Below are 24,618 nucleotides of genomic sequence, written 5' to 3'. Positions count from 1 at the left end.
TCTAATAACTGTTTGACCAAATTTTGCATCCGCGGCATTTTCAGGCTTATAAGATGTTTTTAAAATGGCGTCAAAAAATGAACCGGGTGATATGCCTACTCCATTTTGTATTTTTCTGCCCTCGGTACCTGCAATGGCCGATCCCCAACAATTATAATCATCTTCCGGAGCTTTCTGGGGTCCCTGAGCAAGACTTCCCTGGAATCTTAAAAATGCATCTGTAGTGAGCTGGCTTGTGGACCTTTTAATAGATTCTGTATACACATTATCCAGATTCAATTTTTGTCCTGCTGTCACATCACCCGGTTCCGTCTTAATAGATTTTGTCGCATCGATCGGGTCGGTCTCGATACCCACCACATTCTCCTCTCTTAATAAATTCTGATCACTTATTAATTTAGCCGCCGCTGCTTCATCTATTGACAGGAACTTAGCCAATGTTTGCGCATTATCGCCCTGTTCAGCGATCAGGTTCCCGTTTGCATCAGGTATCCAGGCTGGCGTCATGCCATCCGGATCTGTCAATCGGATCGGATTATTAAATACATAATTATAAGGACTGAATCTGCGCATGTCATCCGCCATCGGATCCAGCGCATGCCAGCGCCCTAGCTGCGCATCGTACATCCGGGCGCCAAAATCATACCACTCCAACCCACTGGCATCACCGAATTCCTTGTCCTGCTTTTCCTTGCCATTGTATTTATTTTTATTATCCACGCTTCCCAATGCCTTCGAACTGATTCCGGCCATCGTTAAGCCAAACGGATAATAATGCGTCTCTTCCAGCAGCGGTCCATGTTCGTGCGATAATGTGAGATCATCGAAATACACATCGTCGTCGCTCTCATTGCTGCAATATACATAAACGTACCCACTTTTTGGAATCGCCACCCCATTGCTGAAGCGTTTGTCGATCGTACCCCGGTCACCCGCAGTAGCAGTTACGGGTATGCTAAGACTGTTGTTCTTATCGAGCGTGAACTGGTCATCGAACAATAAGATGTTCAGATACGCCTTTGGCTTTTCACCGGTGCCATTGCTTGGTTTTTGCGGGGCGAAAAAGCCGATCACATCCTGACTATTTCCCAGGAAACCAGTTACATCCGCTCCTTGTCCATGATAGATCCCAGCTGCCGGACTTCCCGATAAAGCGCCTAAGAGAGAAGTGACCATCGTGCCTATTCCATCTGCATGCAAATTGTTGGCGTTTACTGCTTCGTAATAATAATCAACCGAGGTGTGAATAAAATCACCGGCCATTACTTTCAGCAGCTTGCCAGGCCCGGCGAAGCCGGTGCTTTTCTTGACCACTACCCCGTATTCACCATTTTTATCCGATGGCGTTCCGCCATACTTGTTACGGAACGAAGAGGGCCAGCGATTGCGAACGGCCGTAACATTGATTAGTGTGCCATCTGCTTTTTCCCATTGGCTGTTCTGTTGCTGAATATCACTGGTAGAACCATCAAAGCTTAAGGCAATGTAACAATCGTTTTGGGTTTCCTCCGTCACCACACTGCGGGTATTGCCTAGATGGTCTTTTATAAAGTTTCACCGTTTGCATCAATACCTGCTCCAGTTTTTGCGGGTCATTAAAGGCCTCCTTATAGGTATTTAGCTGCTGCTTATAATAGTAAACATCCTTTTTAAAAGCGGCTAATTCTTTTACCAGCCCAATCGATTGTAACTGTTGCTGCAGGTATTGTTGCCGCTGCTGCAGTTGTTTTTGAATGGCTTCCGTTCCATTGAGGGTTTGTTGTAACTGCGTATAGCTATTCAGCGACGACTGTATGGCTGCGGTTTTGTTTGGCAGTGCAGCTCCCTGTTGACCGATAAAACGAAGGGCCGTTTGCATCGAGTCGAGGTGGCTGTTATAGGCGAGGTCGCGGAAGGTTGATGGAGTGCCGCTTATAAGTTGCTGCTGTAATTTTTGGTAAGTAGAATCGGGATTGCCAAACAATTGCTTCGCGGTCGTACTGTCTTTTTTCCAAAGCCTCCTCTGTAATTGCTTTTCCCGCCGGGCCAGCTTCAGTAGATACCTGTCGGTTTGATTGACCAGTTTTACCCGATAATCGTTGGTACGCTTCTCAATAACCCCGAATAATTTATCGGGGAAATCAACTACTTCATTATATAAAGACGGGCTATCTTGTGAGTATAATGAACAGGATAATAATATCCCGGCTACCAGGCAAATTACTTTCATTAATAAGGACAGTTTTATTGGTTAACAGTATTTCTAAAACATTATCGAAATTAGCAAATCCAAAAGCATCTTATTTTTGTTTTAAGTCACATATGCATGGCTGCGGGATTTTGCGGTTTTTCCATGCAGTTACTAAATGCAATGGATATGTTTTTTTAATACGAGGCACCAAATGTATTGAATTGATGTTACGGGAACATTAATTTTAATAGACGTGCAAATTTGGAAATAGGCGTGCAGATTTGGAAATAGGCGTGCAACATGTAGAGAAGAGTGTTTAGCCACTGTTATGATACAAGGGTTTGGACTGGATGCCAAGGCGGTTAACAGTGAACTTTTGGACAGGTTCGAATAATTGCTCGACGAGTATTTAGAAGGCGAAAATATTGCTATAAAAGGAATTCCTTCAGTACAGTACTTTTCCAATCAATTGAACATGTCGGCAAATTATTAGTGATATGCTGAGAAGCCTTACCGGTCAAAGTACGCAGCAATATATTCAATACAAAATAATAGAAAAGGCCAAGCAAATACTTAGTTCAACAGATAAAACTGTTAGTGAAATAGCATACGAGTTAGGATTTGAATATCCTCAGTCCTTTAGTAAATTGTTTAAAAACAAAACGAACCAATCCCACTGGAATTTCGGCAACAATTCAATTGATTTCAATCTGACGAGATAATGGCTGTTTCTTTTTAATGTTACTTAGTTAAAAGAACAGCGATATTGCAATGGCAATACAGGTGTAATGAAAGTGTGTTTGTCTGCGAGCTTTTGAAGGAGTGGTTCATCTACGGCGTGACCTATTGCAGTTACAAACACGGGCTTGAGATTAAGGACTTGTTGGAATAGTTCCGAATTATCAAATATCGGTATATTTTCTCCATCGCCCCTGGAAATTTCAAGTATATCGGCATTTTCGTTTTCATGTATAGCCTGAATTATATCGCTTACTCGGGTTAAATTTACTTTGATATATTTTATGTTATATACTACAAGAGTGTCTTTCAGCTGATGTTTAATATCATTATCTATTATGGCAGTGGTACCAATTATGATAGATACTGTAACGGGGTTTTGCTCATATAATCTGCGTCTAATAAGGCCATTGACATCTTTATACCCGATTTTTGCTTTTTGCTGAAGAAGGTTCAATGCATTGAGCTCGTCTTCATTAACTTCCTTTTCTTTTCGTGATTAGCTGAACTCTTCATTAAGTTGAGACCAGTTATACCAAGAAGTCCACTTCAAACGGAAAAGTAAAGTAATTCCGGTACACGGTTAGGTTAAGTTCGAATTATATAGGTACTAATTCTAAAAAGGATAGAAAATCTTCAACTAGCTCCCCAATTACTGAATTGGTAAACCATTTACATTAATAAAAGTCCCCGCACTTCTTTAAACCGGATAGACTTCATTCGAGAGGTACTTAAATATTTAATATCTAATCCGATACAACGTGATGTCACTGCTTCTTCGCATTATTTAATTTAGACGACAACGGTCTATATTTGCGTATCTTTTTTTAATACTTGTAATCATTACATCGAAAATAGCGTAAAGCCATTAGATCCTATATTCGAGCTAGAGATATTAGCGACTAATGCAACTGTTCTTCTGTTGTTCAATTACATTTCAAACAACCTTTTCATATCGTCACTTATTTTTCTATCTGTTATCTGAGCATAAATCTGGGTAGTTTTAATACTTCTGTGCCCAAGCATTTTACTAACAGAATCTATAGGAACACCTTTTTCTAATGTGACAGTTGTAGCAAAAGTATGCCTGGCGATATGAAACGTCATCTTTTTGGATATTTCACAAAGATCTCCCAGTTCTTTTAAATAGGCATTTACTTTTTGATTTGAGGGAACCGGAAGTAACTTTTTATCAGGTGAACGCAAGCAATATGTCTTGTACTTTTCAATAATTGCTGAGGCCGGCGGCAATAGAGGAACTCTTTCAGATATGCCAGTTTTTTGCCTGTTCTTTATCAGCCATTGCTTTCCGTCAATACCGATTTTAAGATCATTCAACGTTAGGTTTATTACATCGATATAGGCAAATCCCGTATAACAACTGAATACAAAAATATCTCGTACGGTCGCTAGCCGAGAGATAGTTATTTCTTTAACTTCCAGCCGATAAAGTTCTTCAGAAGTAAGGTGAGGGACCTTGGGATCGATGTGCTTCACTTTGTAGCGATAAAAGGGATCAATATCGAGCCATTCCTTGTCTACACAATCCCGAATAATCTTTTTAAGGTTTTTTATCATTTTGCCGGATGAGTTTATAGTCATGCCCAATTCACCTTGTAAATAATAAACAAAGTGGGCTGCAAAAGGCAAACGCAGATCTTTTAAGAAGATATCACTACCTAAATCACGCCATTCCAAAAAATTGACCAAGTGCTTTTCCATCGTCCTGAACTTAGTCAGAGTAGACTTTTTATATATTCCTTTTCCCACTTGCTTCTCAAGGTCAAGTAGGCTTAGTCTAACCACCTCCAATAACGTACGAGTGTCACGATCCTGGCCGAACCATTTTTCTCTAAGCGTTCGTACGCTAAATTCGCGACCTTCTTTTTGAATTCGCACTTTATAATCATAAACTTTCTTTCGGATTTCATCGAGCTCCATATTAATCCGTATTGCATTGTCTGATGCGCCAATCACCTTGCCGGCTGAAGGTGACCAGTTGTTGGGCTCTGTATGCTGATGTGTGGCTACTTCAAAACGTTTTCCATCAATAGTAACGCGCAGGTAAATAGGAAGTAATTGGTGATGGGTAAGGCGCGATTTTTTTCCAATAAAATGGACAATGAGTTTAGGTTCCATATTATGCCTCCTTTAACTTCACTACCAAGCAGGCATTTACCAATTAATGGCAGCATAAACTTTACCAAACTCTCTTAAAATCAAAATATTAACTTTTACTGGATACCAAAAAATTCCTTGATTTATGCCTCCTGTTATGCACCCTGGGTTAATGATATTCCACTATTGTTGATAGAATACAAAGAATTGATCGAATGGGAATTAATAAAAGCGAATAATATAGACCGTGAAGAAATGCGGACCCGCAAAATGAACTAAAATAACAAAGCCCTCTGATTTAGAGGGCTTTATGTGCTTACTTTCAGCGGACCGGACGGGACTCGAACCCGCGACCTCCGCCGTGACAGGGCGGCATTCTAACCAACTGAACTACCGATCCATTGCTTCTCTTTCGAGTTGCAAAGTTATGTTGAAATTACTTTTGTAAGAACTTTTTGAACCGTTTTATTTCTTTCTAAGTCACTGACCTTCCGATTCTTATCCCTGAACGTTTTCCGCTGTGGGTGTGTCGTTTTTGGGATGGCAAAGATAGGAGTTTTCGTATTCCATCAAAAACTTTTTCGCGTTTTTTGAAAAAAAACTGGAAAAAGCATTTCACCGCCAATTAACCCTCATCCGGCACATCTTCCAACCTGTAATACACCTTCAATCCGCTTTCTCACATCCTCATCCGCCCATTTTGATGCACCCTCCAACCTCAATACCGCATCGCATTTTTCCAACATCCGGTGCGCCACGGGATACTGGATCTCCTCCCACGCTTTGTCGCCTGGTTTTTGCGAGCTGCCAGGTGAATAAGCGGCAACGCTATCCACTCCCCTATAAACGGAATGTGCCCCTTGCGGAACAAGGGCAACGCCACCGACTCAAGCTTTTCGAGATTTTTGTTTCACCAGTTGCGGATCGTCATTGGTGCCGCTTCTATACGGGCCTGCAATCAAGATTAACATGTGTAGTTGTTTTTTACAAAACAAAACAGAAACCCGAAAACCACAATTAATGTACATTAAGAAATTCTTCTGCCGCTATTTTTTTTCCTGATGGTGCTTAAAAACTCCAGTGTAATGCCAAGGCAGGAAGCGATCTGTTTTTGCCACCATCCGGCTACGGCAAACATAATGGTTGATTCTTTCCCTTCTTTATCGAGGCAATATGATCGCAGCGCGCCGGATTGCACAAAACTCAACTGGTTGCATGTTTGCCCTTCTACCAGTAACATCGACTTTTTCGACACTTCTTTATACATCAGCAGTGAAGTGAAATAATCGATCTCATCGCCGGAAAGCGTAATGTGCCTGTTGGCATTTTTTAAAATATGATCATATGTGGTCATGGACCGGTACCGCGCTTTAATACCTGTGGAAGGTACGTATAATTCGGGATCGGGTCAGTAACGAACCATCAATCATACTTCCGTTTCAACCATAACTCCGGCACCGGAATAATACAAATGTTCATCGATCTGTTATCTGCCGATAACATGGCCGATTGTATTTCTATCCTGGTGCCGTCGGGGCTCATCGTTGGATGCGGATGATCGGCTGCGGTTGCTTTATGACCCGTGGACAGCAGGATCATTTCACCGGTATGCCGGTCGATTAAATAGATGCTGCGCGAAAAATCGTCGCCCACTGCCCAACGGCCATCATCGGAACCATGTACATGCCATAACCCGCTGCCGCTTTTAGTTTGCGCAGCAATTACCATTTCTCTCGTTCTTAAATTCACAATGGCCAGCCCCGTTGGTTTTTCGCGGGTGCCCGATGGTCCCCAGGCAGCTTCCTGTCCCGGATTCATGCCACTCCAATGCGTACCTGCTGTATCGCGTTTACCTGAGGCGGCAATTTTACGATGGCCCATAATGGCCATCGCTACCTCATCTTTGGTTATAACCGCTTCATGCGTTACCCACTCATATTCCGATTCGGGATACAAAGGACGTAAACCTGTACCGTCAGCCATCACCGTCCAGGTACGCTGCGGCGATTTGCCGCCGGTTTCCCAGCAGAAAACAATTTCTCCCGGCACCCAGGGATTGGTTTGAATATGCCCTATCTGAAACGGAACTGAAGTAATGTATTTTATTTCCCCGGTTGAAAGGTCCATGCCCGCCAGGCCGGCAGGGCCGGCGCCCATATTACGCGGACCGAAATTGCTTTCTATCTTCATACCGGGCGTAAGGTGTTTTTGCGCTTCTGCACGGCTAACGCGGAAGTACACATATTTTTCTTCGGCATCGAGCGCCATATCGCCGCCTCCATTTAATGAGTCGGGAATGGTGCCGCATACGCGCTGATAAACGGATACGGCCCGCATTTTGCCTGCCTTGCTGTCGGCCAGTACTTTTTCGAGATCGGTCTCCACCACCTGCAGTGCGCCCCTGCGCCTGGAGGTATCGGCATTGCGCATGTAGTATAGTTTCATCGACCTTCTGGCCACACATAACATACCTGTATATCCGCCCTGGGTAACCTGCACCTGCCCGCCCGTTCTTTCATTCACCGCCAGTGCTTCACCCTTTATCCGGCCACTGCGAAATATAAGCCACTGGCCGTCAGATGTCCATTGATTGTGTGTTTGATAAATTTTTGAATCCCCGGCGGGTGTGCTTGTTAAAAAGGTAAGCATTACACCGGTAACAGGATCTTTCACCAGTTTTCGTTCTGAAGGAAAACGTTTTCCAATTTGTGCTCGTAACGAAACTGCAGGCAGGAACAGTACGAAAGAAACCGCGAATAAAACATTTTTCATTTTCATACAGCTAGACGATTTGGAGGCAATAATGAATAAACAGGGGCGGCCCGGCCGGAACGCCTTTCAAATTTATATTGTGTTATGCTTGCAACCGTCCTGCTGCAGCGGGTACCTGTGAAACCAATATTATCGGGGCATGGCGGCTGGCAGTTTTCACGGCGCAATATGCCCATTTCAAAACCCGGTTTGCCCAATCCGCCATTCCTTCCTTGGAAACCGCTCCTCAACAACGATAACTTTACCTACATGAACAAGATAATAAACTACTTAATAAGCGCCATGATGGTTTGTAGCCTGGTCACATTCATTATTGTCGATTCTGCCATGGCGCAGGCGCCGGGCATCAAACGCACCGATCTGCAACGATACGATCTCAGCGCTGCGGGCCGCGAGGTGATCCAGGTTCGGGTTGATATACCACCGGGCGTACTGGCGCCCAACCATTCCCACCCGGGTGAAGAGCTCATCTATGTGCTGGAAGGAACATTTGTATATGAAGTGGAAGGTAAAGTACCGGTTACGCTTAAGGCTGGTGATGTATTGTTTATTCCCGCAGGAAAAGTGCATTCCGCAAAAAACGTCGGCAAAACAAACGCGGCAGAGCTTGCCACCTATATTGTTGAAAAAGGAAAACCGCTGGTTGTTCTTAAGCAGTGAGCATCAAATATCCGGGGCTTCATTACAAACCCGTTTCATTATACCGGTTCCCAATTAATACGCCACGGCGTCGGTCACACAGGATCATCAGCAATGATGGTCCTTTTTTCATTCTATCCGGCTTACGCAGAATTGTTTTAATTTCGGATATTATTCATTCAAGGCAAATTCAATGTATTCAACGCATATGACCGGGAAGGACTTTGAATTTCTTATCACGCCTGCTGATCTGGAAATAAAACCGGAGGATTTTGATCCCCTGATGACACCCGATTCAATACCCTGGACAAAAACCGCTAAAAGCGAACGTACCTGGTACCAGGTTGGAAAAGATGCGTTCTCTTATGTGAAGGTAGAAAGAGGCATACAAATGATCTTTAATCGCGAGATCAGGTTTGAAAAAGCCAGGAAGATCGTAGAAGAAGTGGAAATGAAACTCACATCATACACCGGCAGGGAAATAGAAGTTATTTTTGTATCAACCAAACCCGATTAAACCGTTCATCAACTATTAATACATGGCCGCATCTGCATCTACACCCGTTGAAAAATACCTGCACCATCTCGATGCCATCTTTCAAACCGAACCATTATTCTTTAAGGAAGAAAGTTTAATTGAAGTCGTGCCGGGCGTTAGCATCATTGTATATAAAGACATTCCGGAAGCCGGTTATATTACAGGCATAACATATGGGCTTTCGCTGGTAAAACATCCAAACTGGAAATTCGGCCGACCCGAACTATGCATTACCGTTGAATCATCTTCTCCCGACTGGCCGGCCGCTATGGGTTACCTGGCCAACAATCTTCGCGGTGAATTCGATTTCAGCTATGGGCAGGCGATAGAATTTGGCCAAATAAGTGAGGAAAGCGAAATGGATGCTTTTTTTGTTTTCGCTCCCGCCATCTTAAAAAAAGAAGATTATCTGAATATCGATATCGGCCTTGACTATAAGATCAACATCGCCGGTTTATACCCGCTTTATTCCGATGAGCTTGAAACTTATCATCATCTGGGGCTGGAAAAATTCTGGCATCATCCCGATTTTGATATTCATAGTGTTACAAGAAAACGGATCACGGCGCCGTAACGCGGTAATATTTCCTGCACTTATAGGTTGTATACGCCGGGAAATTTATCAAAACAAAGCAATCAGCATGTGGAAACCATAGCAGTGATAAAATGAAAACGACAGCATACGATAACATACAATGGGTCATTCAACGCAACCTGACCAATACCGATGACTTACAGACCCTGAAACAGGGTTGTAAATGCATCGGCGTATCCTATATAGAAATTGACATCATTCCTTTTAGCGATCAGCTCCCTGACTTTGACAAAAGCAAACAAAGCATATTTTACGGTTCTACTACTATGGGGCAATTAGTATACAGGGATAATAGTATCAACAAAGGCTTCTTCTTCGATCACCAGTCATTTTCAATAGAGAATTACCTAAGCAGGTGGGGAAGTTGTATGCTCAACCATGGTGCGCAGGTAATCTCTTTTAATGCGTTGATGTCATCTTCCTATGAATTGGACAAACTGCTTTTTATTCGCCCCGATGATGACAGTAAATCCTTTTCGGGAGAAGTAAAGAGGTTTGGCGAAATAAAGACCTGGTACGAGCGGCTTAAAATGTTCGATAATACAAGCCTGTCGTTAGAAAGTAAAATAGTAGTCTCTGAACCTTATCAATTGCGGTATGAATGGCGGCTTTGGATAGTGAACAAACAGGTGGTGGCTGCCTCCAAATACCGGGAAGACTTTAAACTTAAAAAGGAAAGGGGCTGTCCGGCAGATGTGATATTGTTTGCGGAACAACGATGTCTTGAATATACACCCCATGATGTATTTGTAATGGATATTTGCGAAACCGGCAATGACTATTACATAGTAGAATGCGGATGCCTGAACAGCGCAGGTTTTTATGATGCTGATATTGGCACAATTGTCAATAGCGTGACCGAACATTTTTCGAGGATCGTAAATACCACATATCATTGACGAACAAACGGTAAAGTAATTTCAATTTGACATCAATGTTGCCTGGCGTGGCTTTCAACAAAAAAGTGTGAATAAATATAAATGTACTTTCTACCCATATTCGTTTCAAACATGGTAATGATTATTTATATTTGTATTATCGTTTAAGCAAAAAACACTGAACGAGAGGCAAAATCAAATAGCATAAATTTTCATATGAGCATCCGTGTCCTAATTAGTCCGTTTTAAAGTCCTGATTATCCGAAAAAACCGATCCATCATCCGTTGAAAAATGAAAATCCTATGTTGAATCCGCAAATCCTAAACCTATGAAGAAAAAGTCCAACCAACTTTCACGCTAAACCCCTTGAACGAAACCGTCCTTGATCCTATTCCTCTTAAAAACCGTTAAGGGTAAAGCCGTAAAAGTAATTTAGAAGCCCCGCTGTATAGCGGGGTTTTTCTTTTCATAGTCATCCCTTCCACAGCCCTCATTACCCCCATACGCCTGTTGCCGCGGCTTTCTTTACGTAGTCGCTGAAATCGGTTGCCTTTCTGCCCAGCGCCTGCTCTACACCATCGGCAACGAATTGATTGCGGCCATCGAGTACTTCTGTAAAAAGATAGGTAACCAGCCAGATAACTTCCTTTGGCAATCCATAGTCAGCCAGCACAGCGGCATATTCTTCAATGGACACCTGTTCATAATTTATCGTACGGCCTGTAGCTTTGGCAATTTCAGCAATAGCATCTTTGAAGGTCAACAAACGCGGCCCTGTAACTTCATACAACTTATTACTATGCCCTTCTTCCGTTAATGCGGCCACCGCCACGTCGGCAATATCATCTGCATCAACAAACGGCTCACCTATATTACCCGCAGGCAAAGCCACATGTCCCGCCAGGATCGGTTCCAAAAAATTACCTTCACTGAAATTCTGGCAAAACCAGCTGGCCTGTACAATCGTAAAGTCAACACCAGCACCCATCACCACCTTTTCACACTGCTGCGCTTCCTCCTCTCCCCTGCCCGATAACAATACCAGTTTTTGCACGCTTTTCTTTACAGCCAGTTTGGTAAACAGTTCAATGGACTTCACCGCACCGGGAATGGCAAGGTCGGGGTAATACGAGATGTAAACAGCTGTAATATCATTCAGTACATTGTCCCAGGTAGCTGCATCATTCCAGTCGAATTTTGGATTACCGGAAAAGGTAGCGCCTGTAGCAGGAACACCGCGATCATTTAATCTTTGTAAAACCCGGCGGCCGGTTTTACCGTTAGAACCTATTACGAGGATTTGCCTGTTTTGTGTTGTTGTGTTGGTCATTGTTTTAAATTTTAATCAAAGCTATTGCCGGCCCCACTCCTAAAATTGTACAAAACCGACACGGGTAAAAAGTTACGCTTACATCATGCCCTAATTAAAATACCAATCCCGATTTATATTTTATCGCAGACGTTCAACCGAAGAACTAAACTAAAAAATAGGCCGGCCCAATATGCCGGCCGGCCCCATAAGTTGCAGCTATTCCCAAACCGTTATTTCAATTTTTGCACTTTTACGCGTTGATGATAATCGCCGCTCGAAACATCGAGGATATACAACCCTTTTGGCAGTTGGCTCCCGTCGAGCGAATAAGTGCCCTGACGGCCTTTTACTGTAGCCTGCAGCATTACACGGCCCGACAGATCATACACCTGCACGGTATGTGAAGTGTATTTCTCCGGTAATGTATAGAACAGGTTCGTTATAAATGGATTCGGGTACGGTGCTTTTACTTCGGCAGCCGGCGCAGCGGCTTGTAATAGCTGCGTTATCATTCTTGTTCCCAGCGGAACAGTTGTATAGTTAAACTTCTCCCATCCGCCAATAGTGGGGCGGTTGCATGTCATTGCCTCTTCGCCATTTTCAGAGCTGACATAATAACCATTATTGCCACGCAGTGAAATGGTACCATCGGAATTTACGATCCAGTCGAACACTTCCCAACCCTGTATCGAAGCGCGGTTACAGGTGATGGCCTCCGTTCCATTCTCAGATGAAACATATTGATCCATGCTGCGCAGCGCTACTTTTCCGTTACCGGCGTCAGCAACGGTAAACTGTTCCCATCCCTGTGCAACAGGTCTTGTACAGGTCATTGCCTGGGTTCCGTTCTCGCTGCTTACAAAATACCCGTTGTTCCCTTTCAATGTAATAACCTGGCCAATAGGCGCCGGATTATTTGCCAGACCAAATCCGATCCAGTTCACATTATAACCGCCCACCGGTACATGCAAACGCAATGTTTGTTCACCGGCAGCGAGATCAGCGGTAGCATTGACCGTTACCCAGGTTTGCCAGCCGCCGGTTGCAGGCACCGCAGTTGTGGCCAGCACGGCCGTATCCTTTTTCAACTGAACGCTTCCACCACCGTTCAGGCTTGCTACCCGGTACCGGATATTATAAGTTCCGGCGGTTTGCACATTCAATTTGTAATCGAGCCAGTCGCCGGCATCCATATAGCCAACATTCAGTCCACCGCCGGCATCTGTTGTAGCCTGCGTTTGAATTCCGCTCATGGTTGTAAATTGTTCAGCCTGTACCGTGCCGGGAATTGGAATAGCGGGAGCCGGACCGGTGCCTGCGCCACCCAGCCAGAGCAGGCCGTCGATTATAAACCGGTTTTGAATTTCACTGCCGAAGGTCGCTGACTTCGCCGTTGGCGGGTTGGTTGAATAGTTCATGTCGTTATGCCCGAAGTTGGCATATAACATTTTGTAATTTCTGTTCGTCCATACAATGGGATAATACCCGCTGTACCAGCTTTGGTTGGGATCTGTTCCCAATGGAAAGCTCACGGGATCAACAGAGCAAAGGATCCTGATGTTGCTGTTGATGCGCAGGTCGTTATTCCAGCCATACCATTCGCTTACAGCCGACGTAAATGTCGCCGGCAAACGCAATGTGCTGGGATGGGTACGGTCTTCACAACGTAAAGTTGCTGTGGTTGGTTCCCAGGTGTTGGTCCTGAAATTTCCTGAGCCAAGGAAGGTGTTATGATACCAGTTCCAGCCGCCGGCATTTGTTGTGAATGCGCAAACGTGGAAACCCATCCAGGCGCCGCCATTCTCGATATACTGTTGAAAAGCGGCCCGCTGGGCAGCGCCGGTTGGCGCATCGTCGAGGAAAAGCACTACCTGGTAATTCGACAGGAAGTTCGCATTCAGGTTGTTCCAGTTGTTGGTGGCTTCATACGAAAAACCGTACTGGGCAGCGAGCGCCGGGAACCATTGGTTAGCCTCTTTTACAAAACTGATATGCGCCTGATCAAAATTGCCATTGTAAAAGGCGATCACCTTAAACCGTGGCGCCTGTGCCGTTGCATTAAAAGTTGTTGAAAAGAGAAAAAAGAAAAAGTAGCAGCATAGCAATAGCTGCTTACGAAGCGTGTTCGTCTTCATGAGGGCATGTTTTTGGTGTTTCCAGAATAGTTAGCACGCCCAAATTAATTAAAAGAACACCTTCATGACAAATTGTTAACAAAAAACGGGAATGGATAAATTCGTTTACACAACACCGGTTAAATCAGATCTGGTTATACATTACAGATTTAAGCTATACCCTGTACGTTCTTTCACAATTAACCGCCATTCCTTTAACCGGCTTTTGATGAACTTCTCATTCACTATGTGTGATCGATGGCAATGGATAACCGTTTCTCATTTCTTTGCTTTCATGCCCAGTACTACCTGGTACACAAAAAGCGGCACCGACCAGCCCATCCAGAAAAGCGAAGGTGAAATCGCCTCAAACGTTCCAAAACCGATCCACAGGAGATACTTTAAGGTCAGACCTGATACTATGAACGCCACCGAAACAATATAACTACGCGTCATCCATTCCTGGTGCAGCACAAATTTCTTTTTCAGCGCCGCCCAATATGCAATGACGGTAGAAATGATCCACACACTTACCCATACCTGCAGGGAGAATGCATATGCCCAGTTAACAGCATAAGCGGTAGTATAACTCAGGATAACAGCGCACACCGAGCTAACCAGGATGGCCAGTAAATAGCCAACGCCTATCCACCGGTGCAGTTTTGTAAATCGGATCCTGAACCGGTTCCAGAATTGTAAAGGGCCGAGAATAAGCGCCCCGCCGCCTGCGGTAATATGAGCGATCAGCACCCAGCGCAGGGTGAAATACTTGCCCAGCGCTTCTTTTGTCATTGTAAGGAAGTGATCGGCCCCACGCATAAAATAATGGGTGATGGCAAAAATGAAGATCCAGAAAAGGAATTGACGAATACTGATAAGCCGGTACCAGGGAATGATTTTAACCCCGGGCTGTTGACCGCCTGTTTGCAATGACTCAGACATTATTGACATCTTGAAATGGTGAATAATTGCCTGCAAATTCGGACGTGGGCGGCAGCTATAAAATAACCGAATTGATTTTCAGGTACCGAATAATTTTTCGGTATCGGCTGCAAACAAAAACCCCGGGGAAAAAGTTATTTTTACCATTATGTATGAAAGAAAAATAAAAGAAGACCTGGATTGCGGCATCATAGTGGCCATGAAGGTATTTGGGGCCAAATGGAAACCCTGTATCATCGATGCCATCAGCCGCGGCGCCAAACGGCCCAGCGAACTGCACCGCGAGATCACTACTACCAGCGCCCGCGTTATCGATATGCAGTTGAGTGAACTGGTAACTTATGGGGTTGTTTCAAAAAAGATCCATCAGGGTTTTCCTTTATGTGTGGAGTATTCGCTGACGCCGCTGGGAGAAAGCATAGTTCCTCTTCTGGCGCAGTTGAATGCATGGGGGCTTAAAAACAAGGAGCTGGTAAAGAAGATCGACGCCAATAGCGACAATAATGAAGTGTTATCCGCCGGCAAAATAAAATGGAACGCGGCAAGCACCATATGTCAGTAACCTCGGCACACAATCCTTGCAGCCGTTTCTGCCAGCAGCTTTATAGCCGTTATTTCGGCAGGCGAAGGCTCGCGCTTTGTTCTGAAGTAGGTACCAAAGGTGCCCAGCACTTTTCCTTCAGCATCTTTTATAGGCATACTCCAGGCGCCGGTAAAACCCAGCGCGGTAGGAAGATGGCGCAATTCGGCCCATTTATCATCTGCCATAAAATCTAACGTAACCACCATACTCCCCGTTGCCGCGGCGGCGGCACAGGTGCCCACGCTTGGGTGCGGTTTCAATCCGTCTATTGCATTGAGGTAATCGTGAGGTAATTGCGGAGAAGCGCCATTGCGGAGTAACCCGTCCTTATCGAGCAGCAGGATGGAGGAAACGGCGCCCCCTCCTGCTAAATTTTCAGCAGCTGCTACCAGACCGGCAAGTATTTTGTTTTGCGGCATCCCTTTTTGCCGCATCTCCATTGCATCCTGTACCGCACGGTCAACCACTCCCATTATCATGTCGTTCATGGCGACAATTTAGCAAAAAAACCATTTCACCAACTTTCATTTTGACGGCTGGTAAGGCTTCTGATGGCGCTATGGCATAATTACACAACAATTATAAACTTTAATATTTCAGAATGTACTCTTCTTCTCTATCTCCGGAATCACTTCATCGATGCGTTTTGCCAGCTCTGGCAGTTTAATAGTGGGCACGGCCGGGAACAAATGATGCTCCAGGTGGTAGAACATACTGAAAGTGATCTTATTCTTCCATCCGGAACGTTGGGTTCTGGCAAACTCAGGGCTTTCATGTGTATCGTGGTGAACCGTCCAAACCGCAAAAAACGCCATCATGAACTCACCGATGATCATAACGATTATATGATAGATCAGAAAATGAACATTGAAATAAAAAACGATGGCGGCAAACAGGGCGATGGAAACAAGCTCGATGATCACGTTCTTTTTATAATTCTTATTTCCCAATTGAAGGGTTACTTTATGAATAAGGAACATGTGCACTGGTCCGTACAAGATGGCGCCGTACCAGCTCATACCTGCTGATTTTCCTTCATAATCCTCCTCAGACAGGCAATATTTATGATGCCTGATATGATTGAACTTCACAGCATGAATAGCAACCATCATCAATACGCTGTTGGTGTACAACGAAAGCCAGGTCAGGAATTTATTTGTACCCAGCGAATTGTGAAAACCGTTATGCACCTGCCTGAGACCGGTCAAAAAGAAAAAAGCGGAGAACGGAAGGGCAAAAATATAATATCCAAAATAAGCAAGTGTAAGCGAGATCACAAACCATGGAATGGTGAGGTTGTTCTCGATAAGCATTTCTTTAACGCTTAAGCTCCTGAGGTCTTTCCATTCTACTTTGCGAAGAATTTCCTGGTGGGTCATATGCTTAAATTAGGGTGAAAGATGGGATTGGCGTATAAAGGTACAACGGGAAATTGATGGTTCATAGCTTAACAGGATCAACTTAATAAAATGCAATGCATTAAAACCGGATACCAGGTCAAATTTTCTACTTTTAATAATTATTTTCGGTGTACATTTTTATTTGGCGGGAGCGCGGGCAAAGCTATAATCATTAATAAAAAGAACGGCCTTATAACAGCAATCATTTTTTTGTCTCAATAACTACCTTCACCCCGCCCATTGCCCATTTCACCCTCAACCTTGCCCAGGTAGCGCCTAAATGCTTTACCCCACCTTCGCGTCGTAATACCTTCACATTCTCAACAGCAAAAAATAAACTATGAGAATGAACAACAATATTATTACGGCCCTGGTTGTAAGCAGCATGTTCGCAGGAAATGTATCCTTTGCACAGGCACCTGCCGGGAATGATCAAAGATCTCAGCGGTCATTCGCCATTAAACAAATAAACGCCGGCGTATTGAACATTGGTTATGCCGAAGAAGGCCCGGCAAACGGACCGGTAGTGATCCTGCTTCATGGCTGGCCCTACGATATTTACAGCTTCATTGATGTAACGCCCATCCTTATCGCCAAAGGTTACCGCGTAATTGTTCCCTACCTCCGCGGTTATGGTTCTACGCGTTTTTTATCGAACAATACCCCACGGAATGGACAACCTTCTGCCCTTGCCGCTGATATGATCGCCCTGATGGATGCACTGAAAATTGATAAAGCAACAGTCGCGGGGTTCGACTGGGGCGCACGCACCGCAGATATTATGGCGGCCCTTTGGCCCGAAAGAGTGAAAGCCCTGGTTTCGGTGAGCGGTTACCTGATCGGCAATCAAGTGGCAGGCAAGAATCCTTTACCGCCTTCAGCCGAATTGCAATGGTGGTACCAGTTCTATTTTGCTACCGAACGGGGTAAAGCGGGCTATACCAAATACACACACGATTTTTCAAAACTCATCTGGCAGCTCGCATCGCCAAAATGGAAATTCGACGATGCTGCGTTTAACCGTAGTGCAGCAGCCCTCGACAATCCCGATCATGTTGCTATTGTGATCCACAACTATCGCTGGAGGCTCGGTATGGAAAAAGGGGAAGCAAAGTATGATGTATTAGAGAAGAATCTGGCGACGTTGCCCAACATTTCAGTTCCCACTATCACCATGGAAGGCGATGCCAATGGCGCACCCCACCCCGATCCTAAAAACTATGCATCAAAATTCACCAGTAAATACGAACACCGGTTGCTCACCGGCGGTATTGGCCACAACCTGCCTCAGGAAGCGCCGGAAGCGTTTGCCAAAGCGATCATAGATGTAGGAGCTCTCTAAAAAAGATGTGTCACGGTTCACCTGCCCGGCAGGGAAACCGTGACCTGCTTATTTCATTATAGCCGTTGTTTCTTCTATCAGCGACTGCATCAGCGTCGCTGCTTTTTTATGTTTAAGCAGGGGTGATATTTGTCCGCCCCAGAAAAGGATCAGATCCCACTTCTCCTGCGCTATGGCTGCTTTTCGCAGTGATGACATAAAGGTGGTTTGCAAAGGGAATGGCAGGAATTGTTTTTCTTTTTCAATCAATTCTTTCATCAACCTGCTGGTGATACCGCGGCCCAGCCTGCCGGTATAGGCGCGCGTTAGTGAAGTATATTTTGCGGCCCCGGAGAATAACATCTGTTTGTGTTCGGGCAATGCACCCGATTCATCGGTGGCGAGAAAGGCGGTACCTACCTGCACTGCATCCGCCCCCAGGGTTAACGCCCCGGCAATGCCCCGGCCATTGGCAATACCACCCGCAGCAATAACCGGTGTTTTTACCTTTTCTTTTATCAATTGCAGCAACACAAAGGTGCCGGTAAGCGATTGTTCGGCCGGCGACAGGAACGAAGGCCGGTGACCGCCTGCTTCAAACCCAGAGGCAATGATCAGGTCAACACCGGTATTTTCGAGTGCGATCGCTTCATCGAGTGTAGTGGCCGCCCCAACCGTTTTGATACCCTGCCGGTGAAGCCTTTCCAGTACATCTGCCGGTAAAACCCCAAACATAAAGCTGAATACTTTGGGCTTTATATCAAAGATCACCTGCAACTGGTTCCCGAACCGCGATTGAAAGGGCGCCGGTTTACCGGGCAGGGGAATACCGGCTTCGTCAAAGTATGGTTTGAACAATTTTGCCGCCTGCTCATACTGATCATCGGTCACTGTTCCATTATGGGTATCATGATCAGATACCCACAGGTTGAGATTATACGGTTTACCGGTGGCGTTTTTGATCTTTGTATTTAAGTCAACCATCTCCTGCGGACTTAAAGTATAAGCGCCATAACCACCCAGTCCACCCGCATTTGAAACGGTTGCCACCAACTCTACCGAAGAAAGACCGCCGCCGAAAGGCCCCTGTAGGATCGGGTAATCGATACCCAGCATGTCAGTTACTTTTGTTTTATACCACATAACATTTTGTGTATGTTTTATTGACAATACAAAGATGAACTGAAACCACCGGACGATTGCGTGATGTACATCACATTTTACGGGTTATACAACCGGCTCAGGGTTTCCCGGCTTACGCCGAGGTAGGCTGCTATCAGGTGTTTGGGCACCTGGCTGAATAATTCAGGGTATTGCGCCATCAGTTCCTCGTACCGGTGTTTGGCGTCGCTGTTCATCAGCGACAACAACCGCTTATGTGCGGCCACATACCCTCGGTTGGTGCGCCAGCGAAAAAAATGTTCTACCTGGTGGATCTCGCTGCACAACTTTTCGCGGTCGGCACCTGCCAGGCAAAGCACTTCGGCTTTCGTAATGCAATCCACACTTACGGTGGCCTTACTGCCAGTGTACAATGCATTGTAATCGGAAGCCCACCAGGTAGGCATGGCAAACTGCAGGATGAACATTTTCATATCATCATTTATATAAAACGTTTTGAGTATGCCATCCAGCACAAAGTATTCATGCTGTACCCGGTCGCCTTCAGAAATAACGGCCTGGCCTTTTTTGTATGACTGCAGTTTAAAACAGGAAAAGAAATATTCAAATTCGTCAGCTGTAAGCGTTGCGGTTTTCGCAATATGTGCCTTTAAGATCTCCTTTGCCTGCATGGAAAACAATTATGTATCAAATTTGCAACTATTTGCCCATTCATAAAAGTAAAAGGTGAGCCCTAATGAAGCGGACCCACCGAATTATAAAACACTACGACAAACAACCTAAATCAATATTATAAAAGCATTTCTTTTATTTTTATCGGATCGCCCACAATGAACAAATTATCATTTGCCTGCAGCACAGTATGGCAGTATTGAGTATAAAAATAACGATTGCTATAGGCACCTAAAAGTAATAGCGCTATTACTATATCTGACATATTGATAGAGTTTAAATAATACCATTACGTTAATGACCTGTATGGTCATTAAACAATTTCCGTTCAGTAAATTGAACAGGTATTACCAGAAATAGTGTTTGGGAAATAAAAGCAATCGCCTAAGCGGAGTGAAATATGCAACAGGAAAAACATTATTGCGCTTGCGCAGGTCACCGGCGATATAATTGCTCATACATCCCGAAGCAACAAGCCCTTCGATATCGCGGTGATGCGCGTTAAAAGCAATACAGCTGAATTGTATTGACCGTACCACCTTTGCTGCCTGATGGGACAAAAGATCATTAGAAGAAAGACTGGCAGTTTTATTGTGAAACACTTCCTTAACCGGCATTGGCGCTTTTGCATCCGCAGCAAAGCCCCCGGCAAATTGAAGTAATAATATAGATAATATATAGAAGTATCTCACGCGGCAAATTTAACCTAATATGCCGTCATTAAAAAGCGTGTAAGGGTTTAATTCATTAACGAAACTTTTTAGATTTAAGCCTATTCATTATTAAACACCCCCTTCACTTTTTCAGCCTCACCGGGAAAGTAGTGCTCGCGTGTTTCCACTTTTTCGGTTTTCTTCTGCCTGTTCATTCTCATCTGGAAAATATCGACCAGCAATGCAAAGGCCATCGAGAAATAAATATATCCTTTTGGTATATGCAAACCAAGGCCTTCACCGATCAACGAAAACCCGATAAGTAACAAAAAGCTCAATGCAAGCATTTTAAAGGCCGGATGATTATTGACGAATTTGCTGACCGGTTCTGCAGCAAACAACATAATGCCCACGCTCACGATCACCGCCACATACATTACCCAGGGTTCATCAACCATACCAATGGCGGTAATTATGCTATCCACCGAAAACACCAGGTCGAGCACCAGTATCTGGCCAATGGCGCTGCTAAAGCTTGTCACTTTTATTTCTTTCGACTTATCACCCGTTTCACCTTCCATTTTATGATAGATCTCGGAGGCGCTTTTATATAACAGGAACAATCCGCCGGCAATGAGAATGAGGTCTTTTGTTGAAATGCCATTATTAAATATCCTGAAAAGATCGCCTTGCAGCTTCAGTACCCAGCTAATGGCGGCCAATAATAATAAGCGCATTACCATGGCCAGTATCAATCCCAGCCTTCTGCCTTTCTTTTGCTGTTGAACCGGCAGCCTTGCCGTAACTATAGAAATAAAGATGATATTATCAATTCCCAGTACTACTTCCAGTAAAATAAGCGTGAGCAATGCAACTACTAATTCCATAATGACTTGTTCAATTGTCTCAAATTTAATTCAATATATGTGCGGTACAGATTAAAAAAGTGATAAGGAGTTTTAACGAAGTATTAAACAATCACACTTCCGCCAACAGCGTTATTTTTGTAAATTGGTTACATGACAGGTTCAACAATACATAATTATATCACGCGCTTCGTCAGGTACCTCATACTTGACATAAGCAATGATGTAACCTGGTCATTCCCCGAATTTGTACCATTTTGTCCGTGCCTGTATTACTTCTCCAATTTTAAAGACTTTAATATAGCTGCTAGTGGCCAGCAGAAATGGGGATATCCGCCCACTCGCCACTAGCTATCTGTTGAAGCCATAATAGTTCACCTGTAAAAATTAAGCCATGTACCGGAAACAGGAACATGTTTCTGCAGGTATGTCTTTTGCCGTAATGCTGGTACTGATCAGCGCCATTGCACTGGAAAAAGGTATGGTAGCCGATCCCAAATGGTATTACATTTTGTGGGTCACCGTGCCATTACTGGCAGCATGTGTATATACTGAGCGGAAATAAAGGTTTTACTGAATAAATAACGCCGTAGAAATACGGCGTTTTCTGTGTTATCTCTTTTCAATGCAGGACACTGCAGCCTGTGAACCATAAAACGGAATACGATGAAGACCTCATCAGGAAATATCTTTCAAAAGTTCATTGAGGAGAAAAACCAGGTAAGGTCCTTTGTTTTTCTTCCTACTCGCCACTGGCCTCTTCACACTAGCCTTTAGTCACCTCTTTAAATGGAAAATGTCCTTTTATGAACCTGTTCAGGTAAGAACCTTTGGAAGCAGCCTTTCTCATGGCCTCATAGATCTTCGCCGGAACCTGCAGGTAATCATATTTTTTACCCGAGGTGAAAGTGATCCGCAGGGTGGCCGAATCAGGGTAATAATCCATATGTGCTACCACGGTGGATGGCATAGGAATAGGCGCTAAAAAACTATGCCCGGCATGGCATAAAAATTTAGCGTTTGATGTATGGCCACCATTTCCAATAGAAAAAAGAGCGCTGCTTCGGCGGCCCGAAAACGGAAAACTGCCGGTCGTGCCGTAAGTAGAAAAAAAGCAGGCGAACCGGCCAAATTGCCGCTGACGGTTCCGCCCATGCTGGCCACCCTGGTTGACAAACCGTTTGATGCCGCAAACTGGCTTTTTGAAGTTAAATGGGATGGGTACCGCGCTATAGCCATCTGTAACAAAAACAAGGTGTCGCTTATTTCGCGTAACAATAAATCTTTCAACGAAAAATTCTACCCCATAACCGCTACGCTGCAACAACTGGGTATGCACGCTGTGCTCGATGGCGAAATAATTATTTCCAATAAAGAGGGCGTATCGAGCTTTGGCGATCTGCAGAACTGGCGCAGCGAGGCCGACGGTGAACTTTTGTATTACGTATTCGATCTGTTGTGGTACGATGGCCGCCAGTTATACAATGTGCCCCTGCAGCAACGCAGGGAGTTGCTGAAAGAAATACTTCCTCAAAATGAAAGCATTCAGCTTAGCCAGTCTTTCAACGCCCCCGGCACGTCGTTTTACGAAGTGGCAAAACAAATGAACCTAGAAGGCATTATTGCCAAAAAAGCCGATAGCCTGTATACGCCGGGCGTTCGCACGAAAGAATGGTTGAAAATAAAGATCGCCAAACGGCAGGAAGTGGTCATTGGCGGTTTCACGCTTAATGAAGGCTCGGGAAAACTATTCAGTTCCCTGCTGGTAGGTGTATACGAAAACGGAGAATTGCATTATACGGGAAAGATAGGCACCGGTTTTACCGATAAAGTGCAACGCGACATGATGCAGCAGTTTAAAAAGCTGGTGCAAAAGAACTGCCCGTTCGATGTGGAACCTGATTACAATAAACCGTCGCGGTTCAGGCCCAATCCGCCGAAAGCGGTTGCCACCTGGTTAAAACCCGAACTGGTATGCGAGGTATCGTTTGCCGAGATCACCAGCGACGGCGTTATGCGCCACCCCTCGTTCGAAGGCATGCGGGTTGATAAAAAAGCAAAAGATGTGAAAGCAGACAAAGCAAAACCTACCGCGAAAGTTGTAAAAGAATCTGTTCTGCATAAAGAAAAAATAATCACCCGCCGCCAACCGGGCGAACGCAAAACGCTGCTGAACCCGGGCGAGAAGCAACAGGAACGGTTGATCAACGGGCATACCCTGAAATTCAGCAACCTCAACAAAATATACTGGCCCAAAGAAAAGATCACCAAACGGGATATGCTGAACTATTACTACCAGGTGGCGCCGGTGATATTGCCGTACCTCAAAGACAGGCCGCAATCGCTGAACCGGTACCCGAATGGCATCGAAGGCGAAAGTTTTTACCAGAAAAATGTTATGGGCAAAATACCGGAATGGATCGATACCTTTCCCTACACAAGCGAAGGAGTTAACAAAAGTTTCCTGGTACCAACCCGGGAAGCCGATGTGCTGTATATGGCATCGCTGGGTTGCATTGAAATGAATCCCTGGAGCAGCCGCGTACAAAAACCCGATACCCCCGACTGGTGCGCCATCGATCTTGACCCCGATACGAATTCATTTGAGCAGGTAATTAAAACCGCACAGGTAACGCATGAGGTGCTGGAAAGCGCCGGTATTCCCTCCTATTGCAAAACATCAGGCTCAACCGGCATACATATTTACATTCCGCTGGGCGCAAAATATTTGTATGAGGCTTCCCGCGAATTTGGCCGGCTGATCGCAACAATTGTTCATGAACAAATTCCGGGTTTCACCAGTATTGAACGCGCCACTGCCGACCGGAAAGGGAAAATCTATATCGACTTTCTGCAGAACCGCCCGCAGGCCACGCTGGCCGCCGCTTATTCTTTACGGCCCAAACCCGGAGCTACGGTATCGATGCCTTTGCACTGGGACGAAGTAAAAAAAGGACTGAAGATGAAAGACCATACTATTCACAATGCCGTTGCCCGCATCAGGGAACAGGGCGATATTTTTAAACCGGTGCTCGGGAAAGGGATCAATATGAAGAAAGCGATTGCGCAGCTACATTCTTTATTCAGGTAGAAAAAGGCAGCCACCTCGTGATTTTATAGTTTGTAGCGGTACCCACTTATAGTTGCTAATGGTACGCCACAAACTATCAGGGGCCCTGTTTTT

26 protein-coding genes and 1 tRNA gene are annotated in these 24,618 nt (G+C 44.8%); 9 read left to right on the top strand and 18 right to left on the bottom strand.

The window, feature by feature from the left end:
• Positions 1-1,518 (bottom strand): RHS repeat-associated core domain-containing protein (locus A4R26_RS24500; RefSeq protein WP_207625810.1); only part of this gene is annotated, 1,518 nt, incomplete at its 3' end.
• The gene (locus A4R26_RS24495) at positions 1,469-2,209 is read right to left on the bottom strand and encodes a hypothetical protein (protein WP_081169167.1); all 741 of its coding nucleotides are present in this window, start codon (positions 2,207-2,209) and stop codon (positions 1,469-1,471) included. The genes A4R26_RS24500 and A4R26_RS24495, both read right to left, overlap by 50 nt.
• A 458-nt stretch (positions 2,210-2,667) precedes the next feature.
• Here A4R26_RS24495 and A4R26_RS35710 point away from each other — a divergent pair, with 458 nt between their 5' ends.
• Entirely contained in the window at positions 2,668-2,892 is a 225-nt protein-coding gene (locus A4R26_RS35710) for a helix-turn-helix domain-containing protein (RefSeq protein WP_242675007.1), read from the top strand.
• A 23-nt stretch (positions 2,893-2,915) separates the two neighbouring features.
• Here A4R26_RS35710 and A4R26_RS24485 read toward each other — a convergent pair whose 3' ends face one another.
• From A4R26_RS24485 to A4R26_RS24460, 5 genes are all read right to left on the bottom strand, one after another.
• On the bottom strand, positions 2,916-3,365 hold the full coding sequence (locus A4R26_RS24485) for a hypothetical protein (protein ID WP_081169166.1): 450 nt from the start codon (positions 3,363-3,365) through the stop codon (positions 2,916-2,918).
• Positions 3,366-3,838: 473 nt separating this feature from the next.
• Positions 3,839-5,047, bottom strand: coding sequence for a site-specific integrase (locus A4R26_RS24480; protein WP_081169165.1), 1,209 nt, complete (start codon positions 5,045-5,047; stop codon positions 3,839-3,841).
• A gap of 305 nt (positions 5,048-5,352) precedes the next feature.
• Positions 5,353-5,426, bottom strand: a tRNA-Asp gene (locus tag A4R26_RS24475).
• 627 nt (positions 5,427-6,053) lie between these two features.
• A complete protein-coding gene (locus A4R26_RS24465) occupies positions 6,054-6,380 on the bottom strand; it encodes a cyclic nucleotide-binding domain-containing protein (protein ID WP_081169164.1) in 327 nt (108 codons plus the stop codon).
• A gap of 68 nt (positions 6,381-6,448) precedes the next feature.
• Positions 6,449-7,804 (bottom strand): TolB-like translocation protein, encoded by a 1,356-nt coding sequence (locus A4R26_RS24460; protein WP_081169163.1) that lies wholly within the window; start codon positions 7,802-7,804, stop codon positions 6,449-6,451.
• Positions 7,805-7,882: 78 nt separating this feature from the next.
• On the opposite strand from A4R26_RS24460, the gene A4R26_RS24455 reads away from it, so the two are divergent.
• From A4R26_RS24455 to A4R26_RS24440, 4 genes are all read left to right on the top strand, one after another.
• Positions 7,883-8,458: a cupin domain-containing protein gene (locus A4R26_RS24455; RefSeq protein WP_242675006.1), complete on the top strand. Its 576-nt coding sequence runs from the start codon at positions 7,883-7,885 to the stop codon at positions 8,456-8,458.
• 187 nt (positions 8,459-8,645) lie between these two features.
• Positions 8,646-8,954: a hypothetical protein gene (locus A4R26_RS24450; RefSeq protein WP_081169162.1), complete on the top strand. Its 309-nt coding sequence runs from the start codon at positions 8,646-8,648 to the stop codon at positions 8,952-8,954.
• Between the two features lie 22 nt (positions 8,955-8,976).
• Positions 8,977-9,549, top strand: coding sequence for a suppressor of fused domain protein (locus A4R26_RS24445; protein WP_081169161.1), 573 nt, complete (start codon positions 8,977-8,979; stop codon positions 9,547-9,549).
• A gap of 92 nt (positions 9,550-9,641) precedes the next feature.
• Positions 9,642-10,469: an ATP-grasp domain-containing protein gene (locus tag A4R26_RS24440; RefSeq protein WP_081169160.1), complete on the top strand. Its 828-nt coding sequence runs from the start codon at positions 9,642-9,644 to the stop codon at positions 10,467-10,469.
• 473 nt (positions 10,470-10,942) lie between these two features.
• On the opposite strand, the gene A4R26_RS24435 is transcribed toward A4R26_RS24440, so the two are convergent.
• From A4R26_RS24435 to A4R26_RS24425, 3 genes are all read right to left on the bottom strand, one after another.
• The gene (locus A4R26_RS24435; RefSeq protein WP_081169159.1) at positions 10,943-11,779 is read right to left on the bottom strand and encodes a Rossmann-fold NAD(P)-binding domain-containing protein; all 837 of its coding nucleotides are present in this window, start codon (positions 11,777-11,779) and stop codon (positions 10,943-10,945) included.
• A 212-nt stretch (positions 11,780-11,991) separates the two neighbouring features.
• The gene (locus tag A4R26_RS24430) at positions 11,992-13,896 is read right to left on the bottom strand and encodes a carbohydrate-binding protein (protein WP_081169158.1); all 1,905 of its coding nucleotides are present in this window, start codon (positions 13,894-13,896) and stop codon (positions 11,992-11,994) included.
• Positions 13,897-14,154: 258 nt separating this feature from the next.
• A complete protein-coding gene (locus A4R26_RS24425; protein WP_081169157.1) occupies positions 14,155-14,817 on the bottom strand; it encodes a DUF2306 domain-containing protein in 663 nt (220 codons plus the stop codon).
• 148 nt (positions 14,818-14,965) lie between these two features.
• Between A4R26_RS24425 and A4R26_RS24420 the strand changes: the two genes are divergently transcribed.
• A complete protein-coding gene (locus A4R26_RS24420; RefSeq protein ID WP_081169156.1) occupies positions 14,966-15,379 on the top strand; it encodes a winged helix-turn-helix transcriptional regulator in 414 nt (137 codons plus the stop codon).
• On the opposite strand, the gene A4R26_RS24415 is transcribed toward A4R26_RS24420, so the two are convergent.
• Positions 15,373-15,888 (bottom strand): GAF domain-containing protein, encoded by a 516-nt coding sequence (locus tag A4R26_RS24415; RefSeq protein ID WP_081169155.1) that lies wholly within the window; start codon positions 15,886-15,888, stop codon positions 15,373-15,375. The genes A4R26_RS24420 and A4R26_RS24415 overlap by 7 nt on opposite strands.
• 108 nt (positions 15,889-15,996) lie before the next feature.
• Complete coding sequence (locus tag A4R26_RS24410) at positions 15,997-16,779, bottom strand: fatty acid desaturase family protein (protein WP_081169154.1); 783 nt, start codon at positions 16,777-16,779, stop codon at positions 15,997-15,999.
• A 367-nt stretch (positions 16,780-17,146) separates the two neighbouring features.
• Between A4R26_RS24410 and A4R26_RS24405 the strand changes: the two genes are divergently transcribed.
• The gene (locus A4R26_RS24405; RefSeq protein ID WP_242675005.1) at positions 17,147-18,142 is read left to right on the top strand and encodes an alpha/beta fold hydrolase; all 996 of its coding nucleotides are present in this window, start codon (positions 17,147-17,149) and stop codon (positions 18,140-18,142) included.
• A gap of 48 nt (positions 18,143-18,190) precedes the next feature.
• Here the strand turns inward: A4R26_RS24405 and A4R26_RS24400 are convergent, their stop codons facing one another.
• The 5 genes from A4R26_RS24400 to A4R26_RS24385 form a co-directional block, all read right to left on the bottom strand.
• On the bottom strand, positions 18,191-19,264 hold the full coding sequence (locus A4R26_RS24400) for an NAD(P)H-dependent flavin oxidoreductase (RefSeq protein ID WP_081169152.1): 1,074 nt from the start codon (positions 19,262-19,264) through the stop codon (positions 18,191-18,193).
• A gap of 77 nt (positions 19,265-19,341) precedes the next feature.
• Positions 19,342-19,914: a Crp/Fnr family transcriptional regulator gene (locus A4R26_RS24395; protein ID WP_081169151.1), complete on the bottom strand. Its 573-nt coding sequence runs from the start codon at positions 19,912-19,914 to the stop codon at positions 19,342-19,344.
• Between the two features lie 119 nt (positions 19,915-20,033).
• Positions 20,034-20,180 (bottom strand): hypothetical protein, encoded by a 147-nt coding sequence (locus A4R26_RS35155; protein WP_165760400.1) that lies wholly within the window; start codon positions 20,178-20,180, stop codon positions 20,034-20,036.
• A gap of 82 nt (positions 20,181-20,262) precedes the next feature.
• Positions 20,263-20,607, bottom strand: coding sequence for a hypothetical protein (locus A4R26_RS24390; RefSeq protein WP_133054764.1), 345 nt, complete (start codon positions 20,605-20,607; stop codon positions 20,263-20,265).
• A gap of 80 nt (positions 20,608-20,687) precedes the next feature.
• Positions 20,688-21,455, bottom strand: coding sequence for a TerC family protein (locus A4R26_RS24385; RefSeq protein WP_081169149.1), 768 nt, complete (start codon positions 21,453-21,455; stop codon positions 20,688-20,690).
• A 373-nt stretch (positions 21,456-21,828) separates the two neighbouring features.
• Between A4R26_RS24385 and A4R26_RS35150 the strand changes: the two genes are divergently transcribed.
• Positions 21,829-21,999, top strand: coding sequence for a hypothetical protein (locus tag A4R26_RS35150; protein ID WP_165760399.1), 171 nt, complete (start codon positions 21,829-21,831; stop codon positions 21,997-21,999).
• 201 nt (positions 22,000-22,200) lie between these two features.
• On the opposite strand, the gene A4R26_RS24380 is transcribed toward A4R26_RS35150, so the two are convergent.
• A complete protein-coding gene (locus tag A4R26_RS24380) occupies positions 22,201-22,404 on the bottom strand; it encodes a KTSC domain-containing protein (protein ID WP_081169148.1) in 204 nt (67 codons plus the stop codon).
• A gap of 57 nt (positions 22,405-22,461) precedes the next feature.
• On the opposite strand from A4R26_RS24380, the gene ligD reads away from it, so the two are divergent.
• On the top strand, positions 22,462-24,525 hold the full coding sequence (gene ligD / locus A4R26_RS24375; protein ID WP_081169147.1) for a DNA ligase D: 2,064 nt from the start codon (positions 22,462-22,464) through the stop codon (positions 24,523-24,525).
• Positions 24,526-24,618 lie beyond the last annotated feature (93 nt).

It is taken from the genome of Niastella populi (assembly GCF_002078015.1).
Lineage (GTDB): Bacteria > Bacteroidota > Bacteroidia > Chitinophagales > Chitinophagaceae > Niastella > Niastella populi.
This window is presented reverse-complemented; position numbering and strand designations above follow the sequence as displayed.

Bases quoted from the DNA above. Each gene is read 5' to 3' on its own strand.
- A4R26_RS24425 (WP_081169157.1), bottom strand. From the start codon at position 14,817: ATGTCTGAGTCATTGCAAACAGGCGGTCAACAGCCCGGGGTTAAAATC.
- A4R26_RS24400 (WP_081169152.1), bottom strand. From the start codon at position 19,264: ATGTGGTATAAAACAAAAGTAACTGACATGCTGGGTATCGATTACCCG.
- A4R26_RS24395 (WP_081169151.1), bottom strand. From the start codon at position 19,914: ATGCAGGCAAAGGAGATCTTAAAGGCACATATTGCGAAAACCGCAACG.
- A4R26_RS24435 (WP_081169159.1), bottom strand. From the start codon at position 11,779: ATGACCAACACAACAACACAAAACAGGCAAATCCTCGTAATAGGTTCT.
- A4R26_RS24415 (WP_081169155.1), bottom strand. From the start codon at position 15,888: ATGAACGACATGATAATGGGAGTGGTTGACCGTGCGGTACAGGATGCA.
- A4R26_RS24455 (WP_242675006.1), top strand. From the start codon at position 7,883: ATGCTTGCAACCGTCCTGCTGCAGCGGGTACCTGTGAAACCAATATTA.
- A4R26_RS24430 (WP_081169158.1), bottom strand. From the start codon at position 13,896: ATGAAGACGAACACGCTTCGTAAGCAGCTATTGCTATGCTGCTACTTT.
- A4R26_RS24445 (WP_081169161.1), top strand. From the start codon at position 8,977: ATGGCCGCATCTGCATCTACACCCGTTGAAAAATACCTGCACCATCTC.
- A4R26_RS24385 (WP_081169149.1), bottom strand. From the start codon at position 21,455: ATGGAATTAGTAGTTGCATTGCTCACGCTTATTTTACTGGAAGTAGTA.
- A4R26_RS35710 (WP_242675007.1), top strand. From the start codon at position 2,668: ATGCTGAGAAGCCTTACCGGTCAAAGTACGCAGCAATATATTCAATAC.
- A4R26_RS24450 (WP_081169162.1), top strand. From the start codon at position 8,646: ATGACCGGGAAGGACTTTGAATTTCTTATCACGCCTGCTGATCTGGAA.
- A4R26_RS24460 (WP_081169163.1), bottom strand. From the start codon at position 7,804: ATGAAAATGAAAAATGTTTTATTCGCGGTTTCTTTCGTACTGTTCCTG.
- A4R26_RS24380 (WP_081169148.1), bottom strand. From the start codon at position 22,404: ATGCCATCCACCGTGGTAGCACATATGGATTATTACCCTGATTCGGCC.
- A4R26_RS24440 (WP_081169160.1), top strand. From the start codon at position 9,642: ATGAAAACGACAGCATACGATAACATACAATGGGTCATTCAACGCAAC.
- A4R26_RS24480 (WP_081169165.1), bottom strand. From the start codon at position 5,047: ATGGAACCTAAACTCATTGTCCATTTTATTGGAAAAAAATCGCGCCTT.
- A4R26_RS24410 (WP_081169154.1), bottom strand. From the start codon at position 16,779: ATGACCCACCAGGAAATTCTTCGCAAAGTAGAATGGAAAGACCTCAGG.
- ligD (WP_081169147.1), top strand. From the start codon at position 22,462: ATGGCCACCATTTCCAATAGAAAAAAGAGCGCTGCTTCGGCGGCCCGA.
- A4R26_RS24420 (WP_081169156.1), top strand. From the start codon at position 14,966: ATGTATGAAAGAAAAATAAAAGAAGACCTGGATTGCGGCATCATAGTG.
- A4R26_RS24465 (WP_081169164.1), bottom strand. From the start codon at position 6,380: ATGACCACATATGATCATATTTTAAAAAATGCCAACAGGCACATTACG.
- A4R26_RS24495 (WP_081169167.1), bottom strand. From the start codon at position 2,209: ATGAAAGTAATTTGCCTGGTAGCCGGGATATTATTATCCTGTTCATTA.
- A4R26_RS24405 (WP_242675005.1), top strand. From the start codon at position 17,147: ATGAACAACAATATTATTACGGCCCTGGTTGTAAGCAGCATGTTCGCA.
- A4R26_RS35150 (WP_165760399.1), top strand. From the start codon at position 21,829: ATGTACCGGAAACAGGAACATGTTTCTGCAGGTATGTCTTTTGCCGTA.
- A4R26_RS35155 (WP_165760400.1), bottom strand. From the start codon at position 20,180: ATGTCAGATATAGTAATAGCGCTATTACTTTTAGGTGCCTATAGCAAT.